The organism is Hydrogenophaga sp. PAMC20947 (genome assembly GCF_004795855.1).
Taxonomy (GTDB): Bacteria; Pseudomonadota; Gammaproteobacteria; order Burkholderiales; family Burkholderiaceae_C; genus Hydrogenophaga.
Genome location: NZ_CP039252.1, coordinates 2,969,821 through 2,990,815, shown reverse-complemented (window position 1 = coordinate 2,990,815; position 20,995 = coordinate 2,969,821). Strand labels below are relative to the sequence as shown.

Here is a 20,995-nt window from a genome sequence, read left to right as displayed (position 1 = left end):
TGAACAGAATGTACTCGTGCCCTCGGCGCGAGTCAAGGGCATCTCCTTTCCGATCAAAGAATGGCCGCCGATTGCGCGACCGGAAAGGAGTACCCATGCGTAAGGGACAACGATTTACCCCTGCACGATTGGTCAGGTGGCACGATTCCGGTCGAGGAACCGGCACCGGCGCCGACTACCAACCTTGGCACCAAGTCACGCGCGACGATCCCAGCAGCCGAGGGCGGTCCCATTTGCTCAACTGGCGCTTTGGCCGCCTGCACCACCTGCTTTCTGACTTGGAGCTGGTGGCATTTGGCTTCGCGTCCATGTTGACTGGTGTTGTGGATCTGCGCGAACAGTTCCCTCTTGCTCGTGATGAGCACCTGCCTGAGCTGGCGACATACCAGGTCGACAGCTCGGGGCATCTCGCGCCTGGAACATTGGAGATTGCCGATACCTTAGGGCACCGCCATCCTTTGGTGCGCAAGGGTGACGATCAGGAACCGTGGGTGATGTCCACCGACTTCTTGTTGACACTCCGGAATCGCATGGGCCGTTTGGAGTTGCTGGCCATCAGCGTCAAGTCCGCCGAAGATCTCAAAAATGAACGCAAGCTGCAGTTGCTGCGAATAGAGCGCGAGTATTGGCGCCATCAAGACGTATTCTGGTTGCTGCTGACTCCGGCGCTGTACGCACCCTTGGTGGCCAATTCCATTCGAATTGGTATGCCCTGGACGATCGGCCAGCCCGATGTGAGGGAGGAGTTGGTGAGCGCTTGCGCAGCTATGTCCAACGAAATTCGAGGACGGACAGCAGTTCAGTTCCTCGATTTGATGGGCTCAAGGCTTTGTCTAGATTCACACGCTGCGCAATGTGTGATGTGGCAGTGCATCTGGTCGGGCGCACTTCCGGTCAACCTTTCTCGCCCGCTGCGGTTGGGCGAGCCTCTGGAGTTGTTGAGTCCTGCAGAGTTCTGGCGACAGAACCCCATCGCTTCCAGGAGGACGGCATGGTCGCATTGATCTTCAACGAGGTTTTGCGAATCGATGCACCAGACCTGCAAGGCTTCTTTCGTGTGATCGCGACCCCTGCTGGCAATGCCACCGTTTGGCTGGCCTACATCGGTCCATGGGCTGACAGTGCTGAGGAGTTTACGGAGGTGTGCAGCTCAGTAGCAGTGGGATCTTTGTCACATGTGGCGAGGGAGACGCTTTGGGCAATGGAAAGAGACGGGCGACTGGCCGCCGTTGTCCTTCGAACCGTTGGAAAGCTGTTGAGCACGTCTGAAGATCTGGATGAAGAGGAGAAATCAGTATGGAAGCGGCGATTGCAGCAAATGACGCCCTTTCTCGATCACGAAGTTCTCGCTGATTCATTGGTTAGAACGTCGGGGATCGGGCCTGTGGTGAAGCTTGCATTGGCTGCAGGTGACGGAACAAGGTCTACTGTTTACAGACTCTGGCAAGTGCTTTGTCAAAATGGATTCGAAGCCAGCTCGCTGCACCCCCGGTTTGACCGTTGCGGCGCACCCGGAGCCATAAGGCCCAACCGCGAAGGGCAGAAAAAGGTGGGTCCCAAGACGCTGCGCGAACGGCTCGGAGAGCCCGATATGCACCCCCAACGGCCCTCTAATGAATCTGACAGGGTCAAGATTCTTCAGCACGCGCGCATTCTCTCCAAGGCAGGACTGCCATTCGTTGAGTTGTACGACCAGATCATTCAACGGGTCTACGTCAATCGGTACGAACGAACGGAGGATGGTCAGCGTGGCATTGCACCACCGCAAGGCAGCTTTCCCAACAAGCGACAGGTTCGCCACATCATTGAGAGCGGTATCAAGCGCCTCGAGCGGGTCTTGCGTGCCACAACACAAGGCCACTATCAACGCAACCTCCGAGGGTTGCGAGGCAAAGCTCGCGACGGTGTCGCAGGGCCGGGGCATGCTTATGCGATCGACGCAACGGTTGGCGACATTCACCTTCGCAGTTCGGTCAATCGGGCATGGTTCATCGGTCGCCCAATCGTCTACATGGTGGTCGACATTTGGTCGACGGCGATCGTGGGCTTTTACGTCTGCTTGTCAGGGCCTTCGTGGAACACAGCCAAATTGGCAGTGTTTTCTACTTGCTGTGATCCGCAGCTTTTGGCTGAGCTTTGGGGGTTTGAGTACATCCCGGTTCTGAATCCGGCACCTACCGCCCCGTTCCAGGTCTGGACAGACCGGGGTGAGTACGTGAGCGCTGGCGCACGTGAAACCTGTCTCTCCTTGGGGATCAACTTCGCGATCGATCCGCCTTACCGCCCAGACATGAAGGGTTTGGTCGAGGTGCTGCACCGCATTGCAAAGGACAGGCAGTACAACTTTCTGCCTGGCGCAATAAACTTTCGACGCAAAGAACTGGAAAACAAGCCGAGCGCAAAGCAGTCAGCGTTGACGCTGCGCGAGTATGTTCATTACCTTCATGGCGTCTTCTGTCACTACAACTTGTTCTCTGATCGCAGCAAACAGTTGACCATGGAAATGATCGGGGCCGGTGTCGAGGCTTCACCCGCGGGCCTGTGGCGTTTCGGACATGAGGCAGGCATAGGTTATCGCAAAGCCATTTCGCAGGACAGGCTGATCACTGGTCTTCTAAAGCGCGGCACAGCCGTTGCGCGCCGTGATGGCATTTTTTTGGAATCGCTGCAGTACGAGTCTGCATTTGCAACGAGTCAGGACTGGACGGGACAAGCAAGAAACTTTGGGGTGATCGAAAAAACGGTGTTCAGCTTCCCTGGATCCACCTCGCGTTTTTGGTGTCCAGACACCCAAGAAGGCTTGCAGGAGTTTTCCCTTCGCACAACTGCTCGCGCTTCGGGTGAGGTCAGCATGGATGAATGGCGCGATGTTCTTATGTTCGATCGCCTTCAAAAAGATGACCGGGAGTATCGTCGCTTTGAGGCCGCGTTGAAGAACATGGAGTCCAATTCATTGCTTCGAAAGCAGGCTCTGGTGCTCACTGCAGAAGCGGATGCGGCTTACGTAGGACCTAAGCCCAACACTCGCGAGGCTCGCTTGCTGGAAACGGTGTCGAGGGTTGGCCCAATGCCAAAGCCTAGTGATGGGGCGGAGCCTTTAAACGAGTTCACCGATGCCTCCGCAGTCTCCAATGTGGCCTATGAGGCCCTGATGGATGAGGTGTTTTCCTCCATGAATCGTCAGGCGGCTCCATGACAACAATCCTTCGTGACGTCGAGATTCATCTGCCGGCCAGTCACCGCGACAACATTCTGATTTCAGCCTGTGGCCGGCCGCTCGAACCCGTGGAAATCGGTAAGAGGCTGATCTACCTTCCCCCATCCCCAGGAGTCTCAGTTGACCTTCCGCGCCATCAATTGGAACACCTGGTAGCCGATATCTTTCGGATGCACATTCCCAGTGCTGCAGGAATTGAAATTGCCCAGACCATTGGCTACATGTTGACTCAAGGCTATGTGCACCGGAATCCAAAGAATCCTGAGACGTGGCGTCGCATCTACAGCGCTGTAGGCACACAGGCCGCGTTCAGTCCCATTCAGTTGGGAGCAATGGTCACCGGGGTCTCTGGCGCGGGGAAGTCCACAGCCATTGAGCGAGCCTTGCAACTTTTCCCACAGGTGGTCAGGCATGACCATGTGCCTGGCTTTGCAACACCCAGTCCGCAACTTCTGTGGCTAAAGGTGGATGTGCCTGCGTCTGGGAAGATCATGGATCTTGTGGAGAATCTCTCGCGGGCAACCGACGCGGCATTGGGTACTTCGCATACGGAAGACCTGTTCAAAGGGCGTCGGTTGAAGGGTGCAGCATTGGCCCATCAATGGTTACAGAAAATTTCCTGCAACTTCCTTGGCTTGCTGGTGCTTGACGAGCTGCAGAACCTGTTCAGCATTTCCACCAAGGCTGTCCGTACTACCGCCGCAAGGCGGCAAGATGGGCAGCGGCCCATGCTTCGAATCGTTGACGATGAGGTGCTGAAGTTTCTATTGACGTTGAGCAACTTCGCCAAGATCCCGACGCTCTATTGCTCCACCCCCGATGGCATGACCGCACTCAACACGCGAATGAGCACGGCGCAGCGCATGTTGACGGCAGGGTTCCACACCGTCCCCCATGCGCTGTCTGCTGACGATGAGTTTTTTAGGAAGCGGCTGTTCCCCATCCTGTGTCGATACCAATGGCTGCCTGAGAAGCTGTCAGCGTCAGACGAGCTTCGTCGCCTTTTGTTTGATCTGAGTGCAGGGGTGCCCCGGATGGCGTTGATGGCTTGGTTTCATGCCAGCAGGCGGGCTATTCAACGCAACGCGAACGGTTTGTCATTCGAAGACTTCCTACACGTCGGGGCGAATGCAATGGGGCCACTCAGACCAGCGGTGACTGCGCTGCTCAGCGACGACCCTCGTCGACTCCAGCGCTATGAAGACCTGATGGTTCCCGTGCACGGTGCCTCATAGTTTTCCGGATAGTTGAGCTGTCGACCGGCTAGATGTATTTACGCGGCCTTGCAGCTGTGACTTCGCATAGGAATGGCTTTGCGGTTCAACTGAAAGTAATGCATTCAGGATAATGCGATCAAGCGCAGGTTGGCTCCAGCTCTGCCTGCGAGCAGCGTCATACACCTGGCATCCGTTCAGCAGGCGTTCGGCAGTCGAACGCAATTCTTTTTGACGTAGTTGTTTGGCCTCAGCGCTCCTCCACGGAGCGTTTCGAATTGGCTTTCTTGCTTCTTCGTCTAGTGAGGGAAGAAGGGCAAGCAATGGAGGCAATGGCGCGCTAAGGTCATGGAATGCCTCATCGACAGAGTCATACAACAATGCGATCGCCAGCGCGTAGGCGCAAGCAGCATATGGTCCTCGCAGCCGCACAAGCGTTGAGTCAAGGGCGCCAAGGCCAGTAACCGCAGGTCTCGACTTCGGAGGGATCCAGCATTGGTCCAGCCATGGTCCCGATATACATTCGGCCGCGAAGTCGCTCAATTTTTGACCAGAGTCGTCCGCGTGGTGCGCCAAGCCGGTCAGTCTCGATCGCTTCTGCAAGGCGCGAACCACCTGAAAAGCCGAAAGAGGCCGAGACTGGTGCAAAAGCTCCGAGCAAATCAATGTGTATCGCTGGAGCACCGGGTTTGCGACCGCATGCGCGACCACGTCCTTTAGCTCGGGGGTCGCGTGCGACATTGCTTCATGGGGCATCGTTTGCCAAGAGGCGTTTTCGCGGACGCGAAAAAGGGCGCAGCCGTGCTTTTGGCAGCAGACGATGCCTGGCAGTTGCTGGGATCTGCGCCAGTAGGAGAACCCCCAAAACCCAATGTCCTCCTGCACACATTCAGGGCATAGCGATTGGCGGACCATGCGAGGACACGTTGCGGCCCTTCTCAGTTCCTTGGATGCGAAGCTGCCATCGCTCCAATTGCCATGGGTAACCGTGAGAACTGCTCCGCTGAATGGAACCAAGGTGTGCGCCTGAACGACCGTTGAAAGTGGCACGTTCGCTACCGAACTGATGGCAACAGCTGGTTCCGGTGCAGCACCACCTTCGACAGTGAGCTGCTTGCGGATGGCGGCAGTGAACTTTTCCTCCGCTTGCCATGTAGCTGGCACTGCGTTCAGTCGAAGGACCCGACCCCAGTAGGCCCTCACATCTTCATCGGGTATCAAGCTCGGTGTGTGGATCATGCGACCTCCCTAACGACGCCCGCATTTCGATTCCGAGCGCCTGAAGGTCCGGCGTTGCCCAATACGCCGAGACTTCGAATCACCAGAGCCAATGCCTTCGCATGTTCTGGCGTGCCGTCCCAGACCGAGTGGAGTGCTTCTGTGAGTTCGGCTGGTGGAGCGTCGTTTGAGGTCAATATGCCTACGGAAAATACATATTTGCATACTTCGTCAAACAATCGAGACCGACGTTTTGATTGCCCAGTGAGCACACGGCTGACCTGTGATTGGCTGGCATCTAGAGCTGATGCTATTTCCCACTGGGTCAAACCAACTTCCCGCGCTCTCGTTGCAGCCAAGAGGGCTTCCATTTGCAGGTTTGAAGGTGTGTTCATGCATAGTATTATGCATAAATACATAAAAACGTGGCAATGTAATCAGATCAAACGAGATAAGGTCGTCTGACGACGGCGAGAGCGGGTCACACCTTCAATGGCTGCTTGGGTCAACGGCAATCGGGCAAGCGCACCAAGCTTGGCCTTCAACTCCGGGATCACTTGGTAGAGCTGCCAAAGGGCGACATGGTTGCTACGGGTGGCGGCCGAAATCTCGGACGCGACGCGGAGGACCTCGTCCGCGAGCGTGCCGTCACGAGCAGCCCAATCAATGCGCCCAGCTGCTCCAGAGGTGCGTGGAAGCCGAAAGTGGCGTGCTTGGTCACTGAGCCAATCGCGGTCATTGCGATACAGCCAGGCATAGGCCCAGGGCTGTCGAGCGCGCAGAGCTGTAACCCCGATGCCCGGTGCACTGGTGGCCAATTCAAGCCAGGCTGAGCGAGCTCGGGCTTGATCCTCGCTGAAACGTTTGGCATGCCAGGCTTTCTGTAGCCCTACCTCGGATCGCAGCAATCGCGTGACGACCTGAAAGGAAACGCCGTTGCGTTGGGCAGCCACTGTTTTGTCGATGCCACCTTGGAGGTCAAGAAGCAAGTTGGATAGCACCTCGGGCTTGAGAACCTTGGCTCGACGCGCCGTCGAAATCCCGTGTTTGGCCGCCCAGGCGATGGCCGTGCCTACGTCAATACCCAGTTCTGCGGCGGCTGCGGTGGCGGAGTTCCCCCTGGTCAGCAAGTGCAAAAGCCTTGCTTGACGCGGATCGACACTTCGACTCGACATTGAGGCGGCGTGTTCGATCTGGGCCGGAGACGATGCGCTACCCAAATACGTTTGCCAGAAGGTCTGCCAGTCCGGAAACAACCACAGGATCAGCGACAGGTGCCGTAACGGGTGCGTGTTTCCCCTTGGACCAAAAAGCCAGCGATCAAGTTGTAGCGAGGCTTGGCGTTGCGTTTCAGGCAAACCAGCCAGTTCGGGTATTGCGCGCAATGGGCTCAAGGTCATTCGGTAGGCCTCGGCCCACTCGAAGCGCCTTCCAGGTGTCTCGTGCGCAATTGTCTCCGGGAGCGCAGACTTATAGGTTCTGCTCAGTGTTTCGGGCGAGAGGTGTGTTCCTACAGGCAATGAGGTCCAGCCCTCCACCATAGCCGCCAGGCGGCTCAGCGACCGCGCCGAGGCATCGCCAAGCTCAGTAGCGACGGGCCCACACAATTGCTCGTTTCGCGGCAACACCCATCCGAAGCGTTCTACACCGGTGGATTTGACTGTGGCCTGTCTCAATAGGTTGCCGTGTTGGGGGCACACCCAAACGCCTGGAAATTGGTGCGTACGGTGCCAATACGGCGTGCCGAAATTTGCGAGATCGCCTGCCATGCAGGCCACGCAAGCTTTCAACGGGTGATTTGCCCGAAATCGACTGGTCACGATGCCGAGACGGTATTTCAACATTCCCTCCGGTTGATCCATCAGTGATGCCAGTGCTGACTTCCTGGAGGCATGCTCCTGCAGTGGCAAGTAAAAGGGAATGATCGTTCGGTCTAGACAGAGATCGATGCCTGATCCCAGGACGCCTTGGGTGCGCCTGCAAAGCTCAGAGAGGTGGCTCGGAAAGTCGTGTTGCCATCCCGACTTTTTGTTGCCGAACAGTGAGAGGTTGGTCGTGGAAGCGAGCCGGTTTCCAGAGAGAAAATGGTATCGGCTGATCAAGCTGAAAATCGTCTCGTCCGGGAGCCATTGAGGAATGGGTTTTGAGGCGCCGACGCTACGTGAACTCATCATGCAACTTCCTCCCGCATGATTCACCTGGCCTCTATCAACTGGTCGTTGCTTGAAGATGCGTTCGCTGAGTGACCAAAAATCTCATGCACTTTGATGCGCCTGTGATGCGGTATTGATTTCAACGATTGAGCTTTGAATCACCCGTCCACCGAACTCATTTGTCGGTGTCTTTTGGGCGAGTGGCGACCTCGAAGAAAATTTCGCGCTGCTTGAGGAATATGGTTGCCATCGTCGCTGGTGTAGCGCGCACACCGGTACGGCGATTCAATAGCTCCAGGGCAAGTTCCAATCGATAGTCTTGCAACCGGTCGAACAGTTCTTCGAAAGACCAGGCATCCCCAGCTTTGTTGTGTTGTCCTTCAAGGATGTGGATGACGAGCGCAAGCGGTGGCGCCAGCAATTTGGCATCGCTATCCTGAGGTACATCCTTACCCAGCGCGACTTCGAGATCGCGAGAGATCAAGTCCAGCCACTCATCTGTGAGGTTGCAGGGGAGGGCGGCGGCGGGCGGTTGTGTCAGCACCTGCGCGACAAGCGCTTCGAGCGTCGGCGAGACTCGCTTGGAATCGCGAATAGGGTCTGCCTGCCGATGAGCGGTGGGGGCGTGGGGGCCTCGTGAAGGGTCCTGATCCGGCATGGCAGCGTGATTGGTAATTGTTTTAAAGAGGCATATATGCCGTGGCCAATAACATAGCACAGTTGGCATCCTCGGCCCGTGCCAAAACTTCCGCCGCCCGCCACCAAACCTCAGTCGCCCACGCGCCGAGCGACCTCGTTCGATCCGATGGCTGCTGCTGTTTTCGGAGAGGTCATTCGTGCGGAGCGGGTGAAGCAAGCCATAGCTCAGGATCAGTTCGCCTTGCTGGCGAACGTTGACCGTTCGTATTTCGGCAAGCTGGAGCGGGGGGAGCGTCAGCCGTCGTTGGCTCTGATTCTTAGGATCGCCGGAGGTCTCGGGATCCCTGCGAGCGACATCATCGCGCTAGTGGAAGAGCGCCTCGCGGCTCAAAACTGAACTGACCTGATTTTTCGGCAGGGCTGCTAGCCGTGCTGTTTAGTTGGGGAGTGAAAAATGCTTTCGTAGGCCACAAACAACTACGGCCCTTTTTACTTGCCGCTGCCTGAAGTCGCTTTCTCTGGCGGACCAAATACCCCAGGTTCTGAGCTGCGCTTGAGTCGCAGGATGTACTTGGACCGTGGCTCAAAAGAGTATTTTTCAGGGCGCAGTTATCAAACAGGCTTAATGTTGCACCAGGTGTCCCCGGTCCACCAAGCGGTGAAGCCGCTTGCATTGGCTATTGCCTCGTTCTCTTCCAAGTGTTTGAAGTGGCCCATTGCCTCAGCATTGATATCAACGATTGAGCCTTGCATCACCGCTCGCAGGGCTTGCCAAAACTGGCCGTGTCCCACACACACAACAGCCTGAGCCTCGACCGGCTGTAGCGCCTCCAACTTGTGCTTGGCGGCGTTGACCCGAGTCATGAACATCGCAAAACTCTCTGAGCCATCCCCATCCTCAAAGTTGACGTCTCCAGCAGCCCAGTAGGACTCAACGCGCGGGCGACGCTGCGCAGCCGTGGTGCCCGCGCTTTTGATGGGCGACAGATAGGTGAATTCGTGAATAGGCCAGATCTCCATGGGCACGTTCGGAAATCGATCTTGGAGGGGTGCAGCGGTTTGACGGGTGCGAAGGAAGGGCGAAACCACAATCAGGCTTGGCGGTTGCTCCAGTGATTCGGCCCATCGGCGGGCTTGTGAGTGGCCCGTTTCACTCAGGGGAATCTTACCGGGGTCTGTGGTGCTGGCTCCGGCGTTGGCAGTGCTCTGGCCATGGCGCACGCAAAGGATGGAAAGCGAGGTGCTCAAAATTTTTCGCGAGGGCAGCTCTGAAGGCTCAGCCCGAATATGCAGTTGTTCACGTTCTCGTTGGTGCATGCCATGGCTCCAATAGTTGCTCGATTGAACTGCCTACACGGTCCCTTCCAGAAATGCGATCTATTTTCATTTTGGATGAAACCAGGGAAAGACCAAGCCTACAGCTAACATTCCTAGATAAATGAAAGGAGGCTCGACGTGACATCACGACTGAGGCGCATGTTGCTGGTCAACACTCGCACGAGCGGGAGCGCAAGTTCTGCAAGCATCAATGAGATTGACCCACGAGGAGGTGCGGCCATCACCGGGGATAACGCAGTGGGTAAGACCACGACGCTAGAGCTGTTCCCGTTGTTCTTCGGCACCCTCCCAAGCCAAATCACCGAGACGGTGGGTGGGCGCGAGCCGATGCTGAAGTTTGTTTTACCAATGGCGCAGAGCGCGATAGTTTTCGAATACCAGCGCGGAAGCGACGAAACACATGACGTGCGATGCGCCGTTTTGCGCCGCACGGACAACGACCATCGACCCGTGTTTCGATTGATCAATGGCGGATTTCGTGAGGAGGCCTTCCTCCGCACCAACGACGAAGGCGAATTAACTTTTTGCGATGACCGTCAGACGGCCCAAGCCTATGAGGCTATGGGGGTTCAAGTCTCGCAGCTGCTCGACATCGCCGATTACAGGGCGGTGATCTTAGGCATGGAAGCCCGCACACAAGATGCCAAGAAGCTGCGAGTGCTCAGTACGGTCTACGGCTTCGGATCGCGATTGACCAATCTCGATCGCTTGATCGCGGCAGTGGCAAAGGAGCGCGTTGATTTCAAGGATTTTGTAAGGCTGGCCATCACCATCGTGCAGGAGCGTTTGAGCTCGAACGGGGATGCTCCTAGTCGCCAGCGGGTAACCCTACGACAAAGCAAAGAGCAGATTCAGCGGTGGCTGCGGGACCGCCATGCGCTAGAGCTTGCCTTCTCAATGACCAAGGATGTTGAATTGCTGCGGGAAGCCTGCAAGGAGCATACCCAGTCGGAAACTGACCTGCGAACTGCCCGCTTGCGAATCGCACCAGCCCTTATGCTGCGTCGAGACCAGCTCGGTGCAAACAGTAGGTTTCTGTCCAAAACAATATCGGATCAGTCTGAACATGCGGCCGATGGACAGGATCGGTACCAAACGTTGAACGACACGGCTTCGGTGGCGGCCAATGCGATGCTCGCTGCAAAGACTTCCGTCACAGCCGAGGAGGCGCGACGCGGATCCCTGTCGTTGGATGCAGTGCATTCATGGAGCGCAGCTGTGGAACGGATCCCCCAGCTACAGGACGATCAGGCGACGGTGAAGGCTCAGATCGAGAGTCACAGTGGTAAAGCCGATAAGATCATTTCCAACTACAAGGACTTGATCCACAACGCAAGTCAGATGGCGACCAAGGCCGCAGCCAAGCTCCGTGATGGCAAGGATGCGGTGCGAATTCGTTGGTCTGCTGATTCCACCCGGCTGACCGAACTGCACCAGCAGCGTGTTCGTGAAGTCGATGAAGAGTTGGATGGCCAATCCGGAGAAATTGGCTTCCAGCTCGACAATGTGATCGAGGCGAAGGCAACTCTTAAGGCCCAGATCAACTCCGCTCAAGCAAGCGCAGCGACCCAAGAGGCGCTCGAACTGGCGAGGTCAGCTGTTGAGGTTTCGCAGGGCCAGCAGACGGAAACTTTGCGTGTGGCCGGTCAGGCAGCACTGAAGAGCCAGACTGCCACGCGCGCATTTCTGGACGCTGAAGGTGTCGTGGCGAGGGCGCAAACCCGTGTGATCGAATGCGAGATGCAGGTGCGCGATGCACAGGCACGCATTTCCCCCGCTGATGGCACCTTGCTTAGTGTCCTGCGCGCCAGCTCCGGCGACGACTGGAAGTCTTCGTTGGCAAAAATCTTGGATCCTGCCCTGCTGCAGCGCAGCGACCTTGATCCCGTTCGGCTATCGGGTGAGGAAAGTGAAACAGTCTACGGTTGGCAATTGCGAACCCAAGGCATTGAGGCGCCAGCATGGGCCGACGACCAGCAAATGCGGGATGCGCTCATCCAAGCGCAAAAAACTTTGGTCGCAGCGTTGGACAAGCTTCGCGCGGCGGAAGATGCGCAAGCTGCTGCCGCCAAGTCCGAAAAAGAGTCCGCAGAAGCCAGTCTGCTTGCTGAGGCCGAGTCCACAGCGGCAACATCGCGGCTGAGTGCCCGAAAGAGTGTGATGGAGAGCGCTAAGTTGGCCTCTGAGCTAGAGATCAAAGCGTTGAAAGTGGATGGACAATCCCACTTTGACAAGCTTGATCACAGGTTCAAGGAGCTCACGAATCAGATCAACGCAGCAAAGAACGCTCACAAGGGAACCAAAGAGCGGTTGCGTTCCGAGTTGCAATCCGATCTGAAAGAGAACGAGCGTGCGCTTGCCGTTGAGATCGCAGGAATCGAGGAGGAGGCCGTTATCGTTGAAAAACGCGGTGAAGACTCTGCAGCTCGGCTAGGCGAGGAGTTAGACCTTGAACTTAAGAGCGCAGGGGTTGACCCACAAAGACTGAAAGAGCTCAACAAACGGGCAGAAGATTTCTATAGAGAAATCGAATCTGCTGAGTCTCGGCGGCCGACAGTGAACCTGTGGCGCGCATGGTTGAGCGAGGGGGGCGACCAGATTCTAGCCAGCCTGATCGAGCAACATCGCCTGGCCGAAAAGGAAAGCAGGCGCGCCATGGAAGAACTCGGCCAGCACAACCGTGATTTCAAATCCAAACAGAATGAGCTCAGCGTCGAGGTCGAGCGACTGGAAAAAATCGGTAAGCGAATGGATCAGGAAATCCTAGACTTGGCGGGTCTGTTGAAAGGGCACGGCTTGCCAGAGATCACGACCCGCGAGGCTGACCCCGATGTGAGTGTTGAAGATATCAAGGGAGATCTCGGCCGTGCGCAGTTGATGGTGGAGCAGCGCTACGATCTGGTGACCCGCCGGGCCTCACCCATTCGCGATGCGCTAACTGGTACCACCAGCGCAGTCTCCGAGTTCGTGCAGAGCCACCTTGATTCCATGCCTGACGGAGTAAGTCGGATCCGGGTGGCAGAGGAGCTTTGCATTCTGCACAAAGAGCTTGGAAGGCAGGTACTTCCCAACGTGATTAACGAGGCGTCGGTCATATTGCAACAGGTTCGCCAGTTCCGCGGCGTCATCACGCGCTTCGAAGCCGAGGTCAAACGCTTCAATGCGGAGTTGCAAAAGGGACTGAGTGTTGCCCACTTCAAGCGTATCGATGACTTCAAGGTTGCCATAGTCTCAAACTTTTCTGACCTGGATCTCATCAAAGAGGTTGACGAGATTGAGCGGGTGGCGCGCGATCACGAGGCCAATATCCGAGTGAGTGATGTTCCTCAGCTACCCGACGCCAACACGGCTGGCGCGTTGACCAAGTTCTTGGCGCTCCTTCGCTCGGACTCCACCGTGGAGCTAGACCTAGCGTCGCATGTAGCACTCCGGGGCAGCGTCACGGTCAACGGCGAAACTCGACACTTCAGCCGCGAGGCCGATCTGGAGCACATCTCCTCGACCGGTATCAATGCAATCATCTTGATCAGTTTGCTCGTGGGAATGCTCAATATGGTGCGCGGCAAGGCCGATCTCTACATTCCGTGGATCTCAGATGAGGTTGGCAAATTTGATGCTGGCAACTTCAAGGGACTTATGGACACGCTGCGCGAGAACCGAATCGATCCAGTTACGGCATCGCCAAAACTCACGCCAGCTGAGTTTCGCCATTTCGAACGCCGCTACCTTTTTAGAGACCGAGGCGCGATCGGTCTTTTTGCCCCGGCGGCGCGCCGTGGTAAATCTGGTTCAGTCGATGGTCGTGTTGGTGCCACGGTGGGTTTTGAAGGAGCAGACCATGAAACCTGACACCCTCAAAGAACTGCTGGCAGGCAATTTCATCTGCCAGTTCGCCTTCCCTGAGGCATACGAAGACCTTACCGCAGCAGGCGACTCCGAGCGCGTTGACGCGTGGCTTGCTGGAATTGACCGGCGACTGGCTCGGCTGGGCGAGGATGGGGCCTTCTACGTGGCGCCACTGCAGGTGCACCGCAATGAAGACGTCTCCAAAGTGCGTGCAGACTTGATTCGCTTTCGAGACAGCTATGGGTTGCTCACCCAGATGCTCAATCTGGTGCGCCTGGCTAAGGAGGGGTTTCGCGGCGTGCCTGGAGAATATGTCCAACTTGCTGAGATTGTGCTCAGAGTCAACGAGGACTCGACTTTGGTGGCGCAGTTGCGTGAACTTCGGATCCCGGGTGCCGACTCGCGCTGGTCCAACCACGACCTCATGCGTCGGATGCTAGAAAAGCTAAAAGCCGATGGGTACCTAGTCCTCTCTAATGAGGCCAGTGAGATTTACCAAATCGCTGGAAAAATAGACCATCTGCATGCGGTGTTGCAGTACCTGGTTGAGAATGTGCCCGAACTCTCCGAAGCACCATTGGAGGAGCTGGGCGTGGGCGAAGAAGGGCAGAACAAAGCGATCGAGCAGTCGGACCTGTTGCGAAACTTGGGCCAGGATGATGAGCGTGAGTGAGACGCCAAATCACATCCAGCAACTGCTGAAGGCACTGTCGGAGCACAGCGCTCTGGTGGGCATTGCCATGCGCGGACCTGTGTCCACCGGCGGCAAGCGCGACAAGGGTGTGGAGACGTTGATCCGCATGCGCGCGCTGATGCCCGTCGATGAGGATACGTATTACCTCAACCCGCTCTTGCGCGAATTCATCGGCGACTACGTGGTGAGCTACGGGGCATTTCGCCAGCTCACACGGTTGGATGGCCCTATCCGCCAACTGCGCTTGGAGTTTGACAGCTTGCGCGACTTTCGTCGGGAGGGATCGTTTCGCGATTCGGACCGTGCAATGAGCAGGCTTGAGGAGTCGATCGTCAGGATCGGCTTCTACATGGATCAGAACCTGCAATTGCTTAGCGCCAAAGTCTCGACCAATTTCGGTGATGTCGACTCGGTGGGAGGCAAGATCCGGGAGAACCAGTTCTACTACGGCGAGGTCAAGCGTTTCGGTCAGCAGATTAGCAGTCTGGACGCCAAGGCGCAGGAAATGGATTCTCAGTCCATCGGAGAGGGCTTCGCAGAAGTGCACCGCCTGCTCAACGTACGCATCCTTTCTCGATTGCGCGACTGGGCTGCGCGCATCACTGACATCCAGCGAGTGGTTTCCAAGAACCTGTTTTCGTTTCGGCAGCTTGAGGCGCAGCAGCGAAATTTGGCCCGCGTGGCTCTTTGGCTTTCTAAGAACCGCTTGAGCGATGGTTTTGAGGTGGAAATCACGACGGAGATTGCCGATCGCCTGACGGCACCTGTTGCACTGATCAGCACCTGGAATATCGATGTGACCGATACAGATCCGGTTGTCGCTCAAGGCATGCTCACTGCAGCAAAACGCTTGCCCTCGGCCACGCCTGTTGCAAAGCAGGCACCAATGACGCCACCGGTGGTGGTGTCCACTCGTCAGGAGATCGAGCAGCCGCAGCCTGCACCGATCGATGAGCTCGTCGACGCTTACCTTGACTTCTTGACCGGCGACGAAGTGTTGAGCGTACAAGCAGATTTGTCGTTGCTGCGATGGCGTCGGCGCTTGGGTTCTGCATACGGACTAGACAACGACACCACCGATGAGGAATGGCTTCTCTACGCCTACTCGCAGATTTCTTCAGCCGGTTACGCAGTAGATTTGGAGATTGGGACGCGTGCCCCCGGCGAATTCAATGACCTGTTCACGGATGCATCCGCTCGACTGGCAGAGGCCTCTCGACCATGAGCTTCAGTTATTCCCAGATTGCCTTCCTGCGGAACTTGGCCGCACGGGGTGCCATAGAGAAGGGCGCAAGTGCTTCAGCGGAGTTCTTCCTCACGCAGCACGGGCTAGGTCTCCGAGCGGGATCAAGGTTCGTCTATTCGAAAGAAGACGCTGAACGAGCTGCGCAGATGCTGGTCAACCGTCGTATCGCAGCGGTATCGCCAGAGAAAACGCTACGCCGCATTGACGCTGTTCTGAATATTGCTGGTAGCGAGAAGAGTGGCACGCTCTCCCCGCATTACGACTCGGTTGCTATCAAAACGGCTCATGGAAGATGCCTCCTGGATGCCAATTCGGTACCTCAGATTGGCTATCAGGTGCTGACACACGAGCAGTCAGTTTCGGTGCGCGCCGACGCGCTGATGGTGGTGGAAAACCTAGAGAGCTTTCGTTTCCTCGAGCGCAATCGCTGGCTCGACTATCTGGGAAAAGACGTTTTGGCGATCTTTCGGGGAGACAATGGTTTGCGAGCCGATGCAGCCTTGAAAGTGATTGAGGCAAGGAAGGAGCCAGTTTGGGCCTACTTCGACTTCGATCCGGCTGGCCTCGGTATGGCATCACGACTTCCTCGACTTGAGCGTTTGCTCCTTCCTTGCGAAGGTTCTCTCGAAACATCTGCCCGGCAAGCCAACCAGGTTCGACTGTTTGCCGACCAAACAATGCAGTGGTCGCCGACACTTGACGCGGATAGCCGAGAGATCATCAGAACGCCATGGCGCCACATGCAACGCCTGCGGCTGGGTTTGGCTCAGGAGTACATGGATGCGCTTGAATCTTAAGTTGACTTGACTGCTGCATGGCTTGATTTGGCTAGCCCTCTTGACAGCGTTGTCCCAGAAATTAGTGCGCGCCTCGTTCAGTTTTCCATCTGACGTTCTGCCGTCCTGGGCACTCGGTGTGTACTGTCGATCTTCCCGCTGTGGCTCGAGTGTCAGTGTTGAAGCGATTGCCGTCTGTCGCGGCCGGGAGCTGAGTTCACGGTGCCTGGCACGAAGCTGTCATTGGCTTGGCCGGCAGTGCGGCAGCCTTGATGACCGGTATCGAGTTGACTGCAGTCACCCAGCTTTGCATGCCGCAGGTACCTCTTCAAATCGCGGTTGGATGTCAGCTGCTCGAAGGGTGAACTCACACTGTCGACCCAGGGCTGTCGATCGAGTACGCCAACAGATCGCCGAAGAGTAGTCACTCAACGTTTGAGCTCAAGTGCGATCCGACAGACCCGTCGCCTGCAGCGAATCGTGAGGCACACCCAACCAGAGCAATACGCCGTGCCAGTATGAGCCTGCTCGAAGCAATGAAGGACTTTCTTCATTGGCCCACGAAATGAACGAGTGAAGGTAGCTGGCTCGAACTCGCCTCTCAACATAGGCAGAAGAATCGTGGTCAACCGCAGCGTCTATTGAAGCTTGAAAGCGCGAGAGTACCTTGGCTAGTTCCAAAACGTTTCTGGCCATAAAGAGTGGCTCAGTCTGATGTGGGAGAACCCAAACTGAATGGTCAACTAGATCTATGCCGATAGGGGCTTCATTTCTATCTTCGCCAAGGGCAAGGCAACGCTTACTGCCAGCCTCTATGGCCGGCAACAGAACCCATTTTTCGCCGACCTCGCCGAAGTGCATATTTGGAGCACACCACGTAGGAAGCCCTACGTGAGCGAGGAACCTCACGTGCTCATCTGGAAGAGCAAAGGTGAGTAGGCTCGATTCGGGATAGAGAGTGAATTGGTCAAATATCTCGGCGTTCATGGTGTGCCTAGCCTACCCGACAGCCGCCCTCCACCACCGACCGCTCATGGCCGACAGTGTGAGTACGCCGTCGGGCCAGGAAGCTGACTTTCAGCAAAAGCTGTTGGCCATCTCGAACCGCCGAGGGTCAGGTCGCCACCCGGTCTGAAGACTTCCTGGTGCGGCCGTGTACGTAAGGTGGCGGCGAAGTCAGGGGCATGGCCGACCAGCAGTTCGTGGGCGAGCGGAACTCGACTCGGGTGCGAACGGGTGGGTGGACGGGTCGTTCAACGCATAACTTTCACCCGGGGGCAGACCATTTTCAGAAGCGCCGCTTCTTCTATGCGATGCAACAATGTTTGATCCGGCTCCCAGGATCCGCCGCGAGCGATGAAGCGACTGGCGGCATCGATGATTTGAGGCATGCTTCCGCGATCTGGTCGCTCGGGTGCAAACGGGTCACCCACACGGGCGGATTGCTGGGCGTTCCAGCGTTCAACATCGAGCACACCATCCCCATCGATGTCGAGAATGGCGAATGTGCAGCGGACTATCTGCGTTGGCGCGCCATTCACCACGGCGACAACCATGCTGACTTGGCGAACGCGTTGGCCTGCGAATTCGGGAATGCGGGCGACGGATTCCTGGCGCAACATTCGCATGAAGGCCGCGTTGGACAGAGCGTGCACAGTGTCGTCGGCAGAGAGCAGGAACAACTTTGACGACAACCCCATGGGATTTCTCTGGTTAGCTGCTGCGGGCCTGTGGGCGGTCGCGTAAATCCCAGAGGCTGCCCTTCCAGTTCGAAATCCGCCCCTCCGTTCGGCAGGCGGGGCAGGTCCATACGATAGCGTCGTCCTGGGCGTGAGTTGCTTCGACCGCAATCTTCTTGCATTTAAAGCAGAACGGAGCAGCCACGGCGTCTTCCGTGGCGTCAGACGCATGGGTGACCACATTGACAAGAAATTGCGCCATAGCGCGAGCCGGACCCTTGACGGGGCCGATTGCGCCAGACTTGTCGAGAAAATGTGTGAGGTCGGTGATGTACATCGGACGTGACTCAATAATCCGCCGGGACTTGAGCTTCGAAGTCGATTCTGCTCCACCCTGTCTAACGGCTGACCAGAGCATATCTGAGACTCACTTGAGGCCGAGCATGGGGGCATCACGGATCAACTCGTTTCGCCTATGGACAGCGCTCGGTCAGTCGCATGCGCATTCCCGCGAGCGGCAGCTCTCGGGCACTTCTGCGAACTCACACTGTCGGCCAGGAGCGGTCGGCCGTCAAATGGGGATGCGGTCGTTCAACGCTGGCGCTCACCTGCTGCTGAAAGCGGGACCGACGTAGGAGCGGACGCTGTAAGCAGTCAGGTGCAGCGCTTTGTTCGGTGGCACAGTCGACTCCTGGAACACCTATTAGCTGACGACGCTCAACGCTCGGTGAGTGATATGACGTTGACGCTAACTCTACAATTGCTTTCTTTGGTCGAGCTTCAGTCTTTTAGTACATCCAGGATCTTCGCCACAATTGAGCTCATCTCTTCTGAACTGCGGCACGCGAGTCGATCGGCCAGCATCGGTGCTTGGCGGAGCAATTCCTCAACGCTCAGATCGTGCCAGATAGGCAGGATCGCTTTAACCCCTGACACTGTCTCCCGCGCCATTAATGCACCAAGTTCATTTTGTGGCCACTGTTTGGCTAGAAAACTTGGGCTCAATATCACGATACCATAGCGACAACGCGCTAAGCCTTCGTCGATCTTGCGGCGTAGCCCGTCTCCGAGCTTAAGCTCGGTCTTGTCGAACCACACGGTTACACCGGCAGCCACGAGAGCATGATAGAGAGGTTCCGCGAGGTTTATTTTGTCCTCTGAGGCGTGCGATATAAACACGTCGAATTTGTCTTTAACTTCTTGCGACTCACGCGATGCTGCCGAGGCCAGTTCCGCTTGCGACCTCGGCAACCGGTTCGCACTGACTTCCCTGGCTCTGCGCTTGAGCAGTGCCTGCATCTCCGTGACGACTCGCCTAGGTGTCTCCAAAGCTGCCTCGCACCAGAGCCTCCCTCGCTCCGAGTCGCTTCCCTCCGCAACAAAGAACGCATACAGCACCTCACGCTTCCAGATGGGTCTGAGAAACGGCAATTCACCAAACGTGGTGAGTGCTTGGTGCAGCGAGTCGACCTTCTCTACGTGACCAGCGTGCACTTGGGCAGCGAGTATGCACGCGAGTTCCATCGGATTATTAGCTTCCTCATCGCGCCCAAACAGCGCTTCGCGAGCACTTTCTGGATTGAATCGAGCGCAGGCGATTGCGCCTGTTCCGCGCATGTGGAGATGCTGTGAGTTCAATGCTGAGAAACTTCGTTCCGCTCGGGTGTCGCCTCGGCATGCTAGCGAATAAATCATGTGTGCCGAGATCTCAGAGTCGTTGTTCTCCTGGCCTAAAAGCTCCTCAACGAATTCATCGCACGCGGGCCACGCCACATCATGCGCATAGAGCGATGCAAACGCCCAGGAGAATCCCGGGGAATCTGAAGCACTGTTCAAGCGTTCCGCAAGTTTCGCCGCCGCTCCAGCGTCTGCAAACTCAGAGAGACTGATGCCCGCGGTTTTGCGTACTGAGTCGTTGAATCGTGGGTCCTCGAGCACACTCAACAGGAATGCGCTCGTTCGACTGAGTCGCAAATGGCCCAGTGCTTCGACGCCACAATCCTGAAGAAAATGCGAGTCACTGGCGATCCAGTCTCTCACCAGAGGATCCGCTGCCCGCGACGGAAAATTGTGCTGAACGAAGCGCACATCCCAGCCACTGATCCGATTTTGGCCAAGTACTTCGTCACAAATTGGGAGGAAATCTCTGAACTGGCGAAGGCAACGACTGATGGCGTTGACACTGGTTAACGACGCGGTCATACGTATGAGTGCCTGTGCGACGTAGAAATAGAATTTGTCTAGGTGATACCTACTAGGCTGTCGCCTATGGTCCCTCTGAGGTATCCACTCGCCATTCTCGGCAAACTCTGATATGCAGAATGCTAGATCGTCTGCTCCCAAGTATCCCAGCGCTTCGATTGCGAGGCGCTGAGAATCAATTTCACCCTGCTTTAAAACGTCTACCAGCCCCTCGGTGGCTCGTTGTTTGTGTTCTCGTAACCCTGCAAAAGCTGGAGCGGCCGAAAGCATACTCTGCCATGATCCATTGCGAATCACTCGGATAAGGTAGTCGACGGCGTTGGCGCCGATCGACGCGGCAAGCTTTGCCAGTCGTTGCTCAATCTGAAGCCCGCTGGCTCCATAACCTTCTTGTTCGGGAATGAACAGTCTCAGCGCTTCCTCCCCACGGTCCGCGACTGCAGCTTTTAAAGCGCGATCGCCCAGTAGCACATCTCGGCTGAAAAAATCAGAGATCAGCTGGCTGTCACTCATTTGGTTTTTCCTCGTCCTCTTTGACAAGCGTGCTGGTAATGCATTTGGCCGGAAAGGTGTAGCCCTGATTTTTCTGGGCTAACGCAATTCTGCTTTCACTTAAGATCATAGCTACGCAGGTTCGTCTCTAGCTGTAGTTTCTCACGACGTTGTTCACTGCAAGGCCAAGGCGAGAAGCTGGAGGGCGATGTCCGGTTGCTGAGTGAGGGCGGTGAAGGTTGTAGTACGCCGTGGCATCCAGAACGTGGCAACTGAGATGA

Annotated in this window: 16 protein-coding genes and 1 pseudogene; 9 read left to right on the top strand and 8 right to left on the bottom strand. The window is 56.6% G+C overall.

The window, feature by feature from the left end; translation table 11 throughout:
- Positions 1–95 precede the first annotated feature (95 nt).
- From E5678_RS13535 to E5678_RS13525, 3 genes are read left to right on the top strand one after another with little or no spacing between them, the layout of a single operon-like run.
- A complete protein-coding gene (locus E5678_RS13535) occupies positions 96–1,004 on the top strand; it encodes a TnsA endonuclease N-terminal domain-containing protein (protein ID WP_168708566.1) in 909 nt (302 codons plus the stop codon).
- On the top strand, positions 992–3,196 hold the full coding sequence (locus E5678_RS13530; RefSeq protein ID WP_168708565.1) for a DDE-type integrase/transposase/recombinase: 2,205 nt from the start codon (positions 992–994) through the stop codon (positions 3,194–3,196). The genes E5678_RS13535 and E5678_RS13530 overlap by 13 nt, the downstream gene beginning before the upstream one ends.
- A complete protein-coding gene (locus tag E5678_RS13525) occupies positions 3,193–4,452 on the top strand; it encodes an ATP-binding protein (protein ID WP_136179008.1) in 1,260 nt (419 codons plus the stop codon). Before E5678_RS13530 ends, E5678_RS13525 begins: the two co-directional genes overlap by 4 nt.
- A 1,214-nt stretch (positions 4,453–5,666) precedes the next feature.
- Here E5678_RS13525 and E5678_RS13515 read toward each other — a convergent pair.
- From E5678_RS13515 to E5678_RS13505, 3 genes are all read right to left on the bottom strand, one after another.
- Complete coding sequence (locus E5678_RS13515) at positions 5,667–6,044, bottom strand: hypothetical protein (RefSeq protein ID WP_247596772.1); 378 nt, start codon at positions 6,042–6,044, stop codon at positions 5,667–5,669.
- A 42-nt stretch (positions 6,045–6,086) separates the two neighbouring features.
- Positions 6,087–7,823: a TnsD family Tn7-like transposition protein gene (locus E5678_RS13510; RefSeq protein ID WP_136179006.1), complete on the bottom strand. Its 1,737-nt coding sequence runs from the start codon at positions 7,821–7,823 to the stop codon at positions 6,087–6,089.
- Positions 7,824–7,977: 154 nt separating this feature from the next.
- A complete protein-coding gene (locus tag E5678_RS13505) occupies positions 7,978–8,460 on the bottom strand; it encodes a hypothetical protein (protein WP_136179005.1) in 483 nt (160 codons plus the stop codon).
- 147 nt (positions 8,461–8,607) lie between these two features.
- Between E5678_RS13505 and E5678_RS13500 the strand changes: the two genes are divergently transcribed.
- Positions 8,608–8,838, top strand: coding sequence for a helix-turn-helix transcriptional regulator (locus E5678_RS13500; RefSeq protein WP_136179004.1), 231 nt, complete (start codon positions 8,608–8,610; stop codon positions 8,836–8,838).
- Between the two features lie 215 nt (positions 8,839–9,053).
- Here the strand turns inward: E5678_RS13500 and E5678_RS13495 are convergent, their stop codons facing one another.
- A complete protein-coding gene (locus E5678_RS13495; RefSeq protein WP_136179003.1) occupies positions 9,054–9,758 on the bottom strand; it encodes a histidine phosphatase family protein in 705 nt (234 codons plus the stop codon).
- Positions 9,759–9,917: 159 nt separating this feature from the next.
- On the opposite strand from E5678_RS13495, the gene E5678_RS13490 reads away from it, so the two are divergent.
- Genes E5678_RS13490 through E5678_RS13475 form a run of 4 tightly spaced genes read left to right on the top strand, consistent with a single transcriptional unit; the run spans position 9,918 to position 16,362 of the window.
- Positions 9,918–13,628, top strand: a complete 3,711-nt coding sequence (locus E5678_RS13490) for an ATP-binding protein (protein ID WP_168708564.1) — start codon at positions 9,918–9,920, stop codon at positions 13,626–13,628.
- Positions 13,618–14,298, top strand: coding sequence for a hypothetical protein (locus tag E5678_RS13485; protein ID WP_136179001.1), 681 nt, complete (start codon positions 13,618–13,620; stop codon positions 14,296–14,298). The genes E5678_RS13490 and E5678_RS13485 overlap by 11 nt, the downstream gene beginning before the upstream one ends.
- Positions 14,291–15,544: a hypothetical protein gene (locus E5678_RS13480; RefSeq protein ID WP_136179000.1), complete on the top strand. Its 1,254-nt coding sequence runs from the start codon at positions 14,291–14,293 to the stop codon at positions 15,542–15,544. The genes E5678_RS13485 and E5678_RS13480 overlap by 8 nt, the downstream gene beginning before the upstream one ends.
- Positions 15,541–16,362 (top strand): hypothetical protein, encoded by an 822-nt coding sequence (locus E5678_RS13475; protein ID WP_136178999.1) that lies wholly within the window; start codon positions 15,541–15,543, stop codon positions 16,360–16,362. Before E5678_RS13480 ends, E5678_RS13475 begins: the two co-directional genes overlap by 4 nt.
- 420 nt (positions 16,363–16,782) lie before the next feature.
- Here E5678_RS13475 and E5678_RS13470 read toward each other — a convergent pair whose 3' ends face one another.
- On the bottom strand, positions 16,783–17,328 hold the full coding sequence (locus tag E5678_RS13470) for an SUKH-4 family immunity protein (RefSeq protein WP_136178998.1): 546 nt from the start codon (positions 17,326–17,328) through the stop codon (positions 16,783–16,785).
- 197 nt (positions 17,329–17,525) lie between these two features.
- Here E5678_RS13470 and E5678_RS13465 point away from each other — a divergent pair, with 197 nt between their 5' ends.
- Positions 17,526–18,029: a hypothetical protein gene (locus tag E5678_RS13465; RefSeq protein ID WP_136178997.1), complete on the top strand. Its 504-nt coding sequence runs from the start codon at positions 17,526–17,528 to the stop codon at positions 18,027–18,029.
- A gap of 25 nt (positions 18,030–18,054) precedes the next feature.
- On the opposite strand, the gene E5678_RS13460 is transcribed toward E5678_RS13465, so the two are convergent.
- From E5678_RS13460 to E5678_RS13450, 3 genes and pseudogenes are all read right to left on the bottom strand, one after another.
- Positions 18,055–18,357 carry a hypothetical protein gene (locus tag E5678_RS13460; protein WP_136178996.1) on the bottom strand — a complete coding sequence of 101 codons (303 nt, stop codon included), beginning with the start codon at positions 18,355–18,357 and terminating at the stop codon, positions 18,055–18,057.
- Between the two features lie 443 nt (positions 18,358–18,800).
- A complete protein-coding gene (locus tag E5678_RS13455) occupies positions 18,801–20,735 on the bottom strand; it encodes a toll/interleukin-1 receptor domain-containing protein (RefSeq protein WP_136178995.1) in 1,935 nt (644 codons plus the stop codon).
- A 127-nt stretch (positions 20,736–20,862) separates the two neighbouring features.
- Positions 20,863–20,961 (bottom strand): annotated as a pseudogene (locus E5678_RS13450) (IS481 family transposase); the annotation flags it as partial.
- Positions 20,962–20,995 lie beyond the last annotated feature (34 nt).

Excerpts from the sequence above, each read along its gene's own strand:
- E5678_RS13485 (WP_136179001.1), top strand. The coding sequence starts at position 13,618 with ATGAAACCTGACACCCTCAAAGAACTGCTGGCAGGCAATTTCATCTGC.
- E5678_RS13505 (WP_136179005.1), bottom strand. The coding sequence starts at position 8,460 with ATGCCGGATCAGGACCCTTCACGAGGCCCCCACGCCCCCACCGCTCAT.
- E5678_RS13460 (WP_136178996.1), bottom strand. The coding sequence starts at position 18,357 with ATGTACATCACCGACCTCACACATTTTCTCGACAAGTCTGGCGCAATC.
- E5678_RS13500 (WP_136179004.1), top strand. The coding sequence starts at position 8,608 with ATGGCTGCTGCTGTTTTCGGAGAGGTCATTCGTGCGGAGCGGGTGAAG.
- E5678_RS13525 (WP_136179008.1), top strand. The coding sequence starts at position 3,193 with ATGACAACAATCCTTCGTGACGTCGAGATTCATCTGCCGGCCAGTCAC.
- E5678_RS13515 (WP_247596772.1), bottom strand. The coding sequence starts at position 6,044 with ATGAACACACCTTCAAACCTGCAAATGGAAGCCCTCTTGGCTGCAACG.
- E5678_RS13475 (WP_136178999.1), top strand. The coding sequence starts at position 15,541 with ATGAGCTTCAGTTATTCCCAGATTGCCTTCCTGCGGAACTTGGCCGCA.
- E5678_RS13455 (WP_136178995.1), bottom strand. The coding sequence starts at position 20,735 with ATGAGTGACAGCCAGCTGATCTCTGATTTTTTCAGCCGAGATGTGCTA.
- E5678_RS13535 (WP_168708566.1), top strand. The coding sequence starts at position 96 with ATGCGTAAGGGACAACGATTTACCCCTGCACGATTGGTCAGGTGGCAC.
- E5678_RS13495 (WP_136179003.1), bottom strand. The coding sequence starts at position 9,758 with ATGCACCAACGAGAACGTGAACAACTGCATATTCGGGCTGAGCCTTCA.
- E5678_RS13510 (WP_136179006.1), bottom strand. The coding sequence starts at position 7,823 with ATGATGAGTTCACGTAGCGTCGGCGCCTCAAAACCCATTCCTCAATGG.
- E5678_RS13490 (WP_168708564.1), top strand. The coding sequence starts at position 9,918 with ATGTTGCTGGTCAACACTCGCACGAGCGGGAGCGCAAGTTCTGCAAGC.
- E5678_RS13465 (WP_136178997.1), top strand. The coding sequence starts at position 17,526 with ATGGCCGACCAGCAGTTCGTGGGCGAGCGGAACTCGACTCGGGTGCGA.
- E5678_RS13530 (WP_168708565.1), top strand. The coding sequence starts at position 992 with ATGGTCGCATTGATCTTCAACGAGGTTTTGCGAATCGATGCACCAGAC.
- E5678_RS13470 (WP_136178998.1), bottom strand. The coding sequence starts at position 17,328 with ATGAACGCCGAGATATTTGACCAATTCACTCTCTATCCCGAATCGAGC.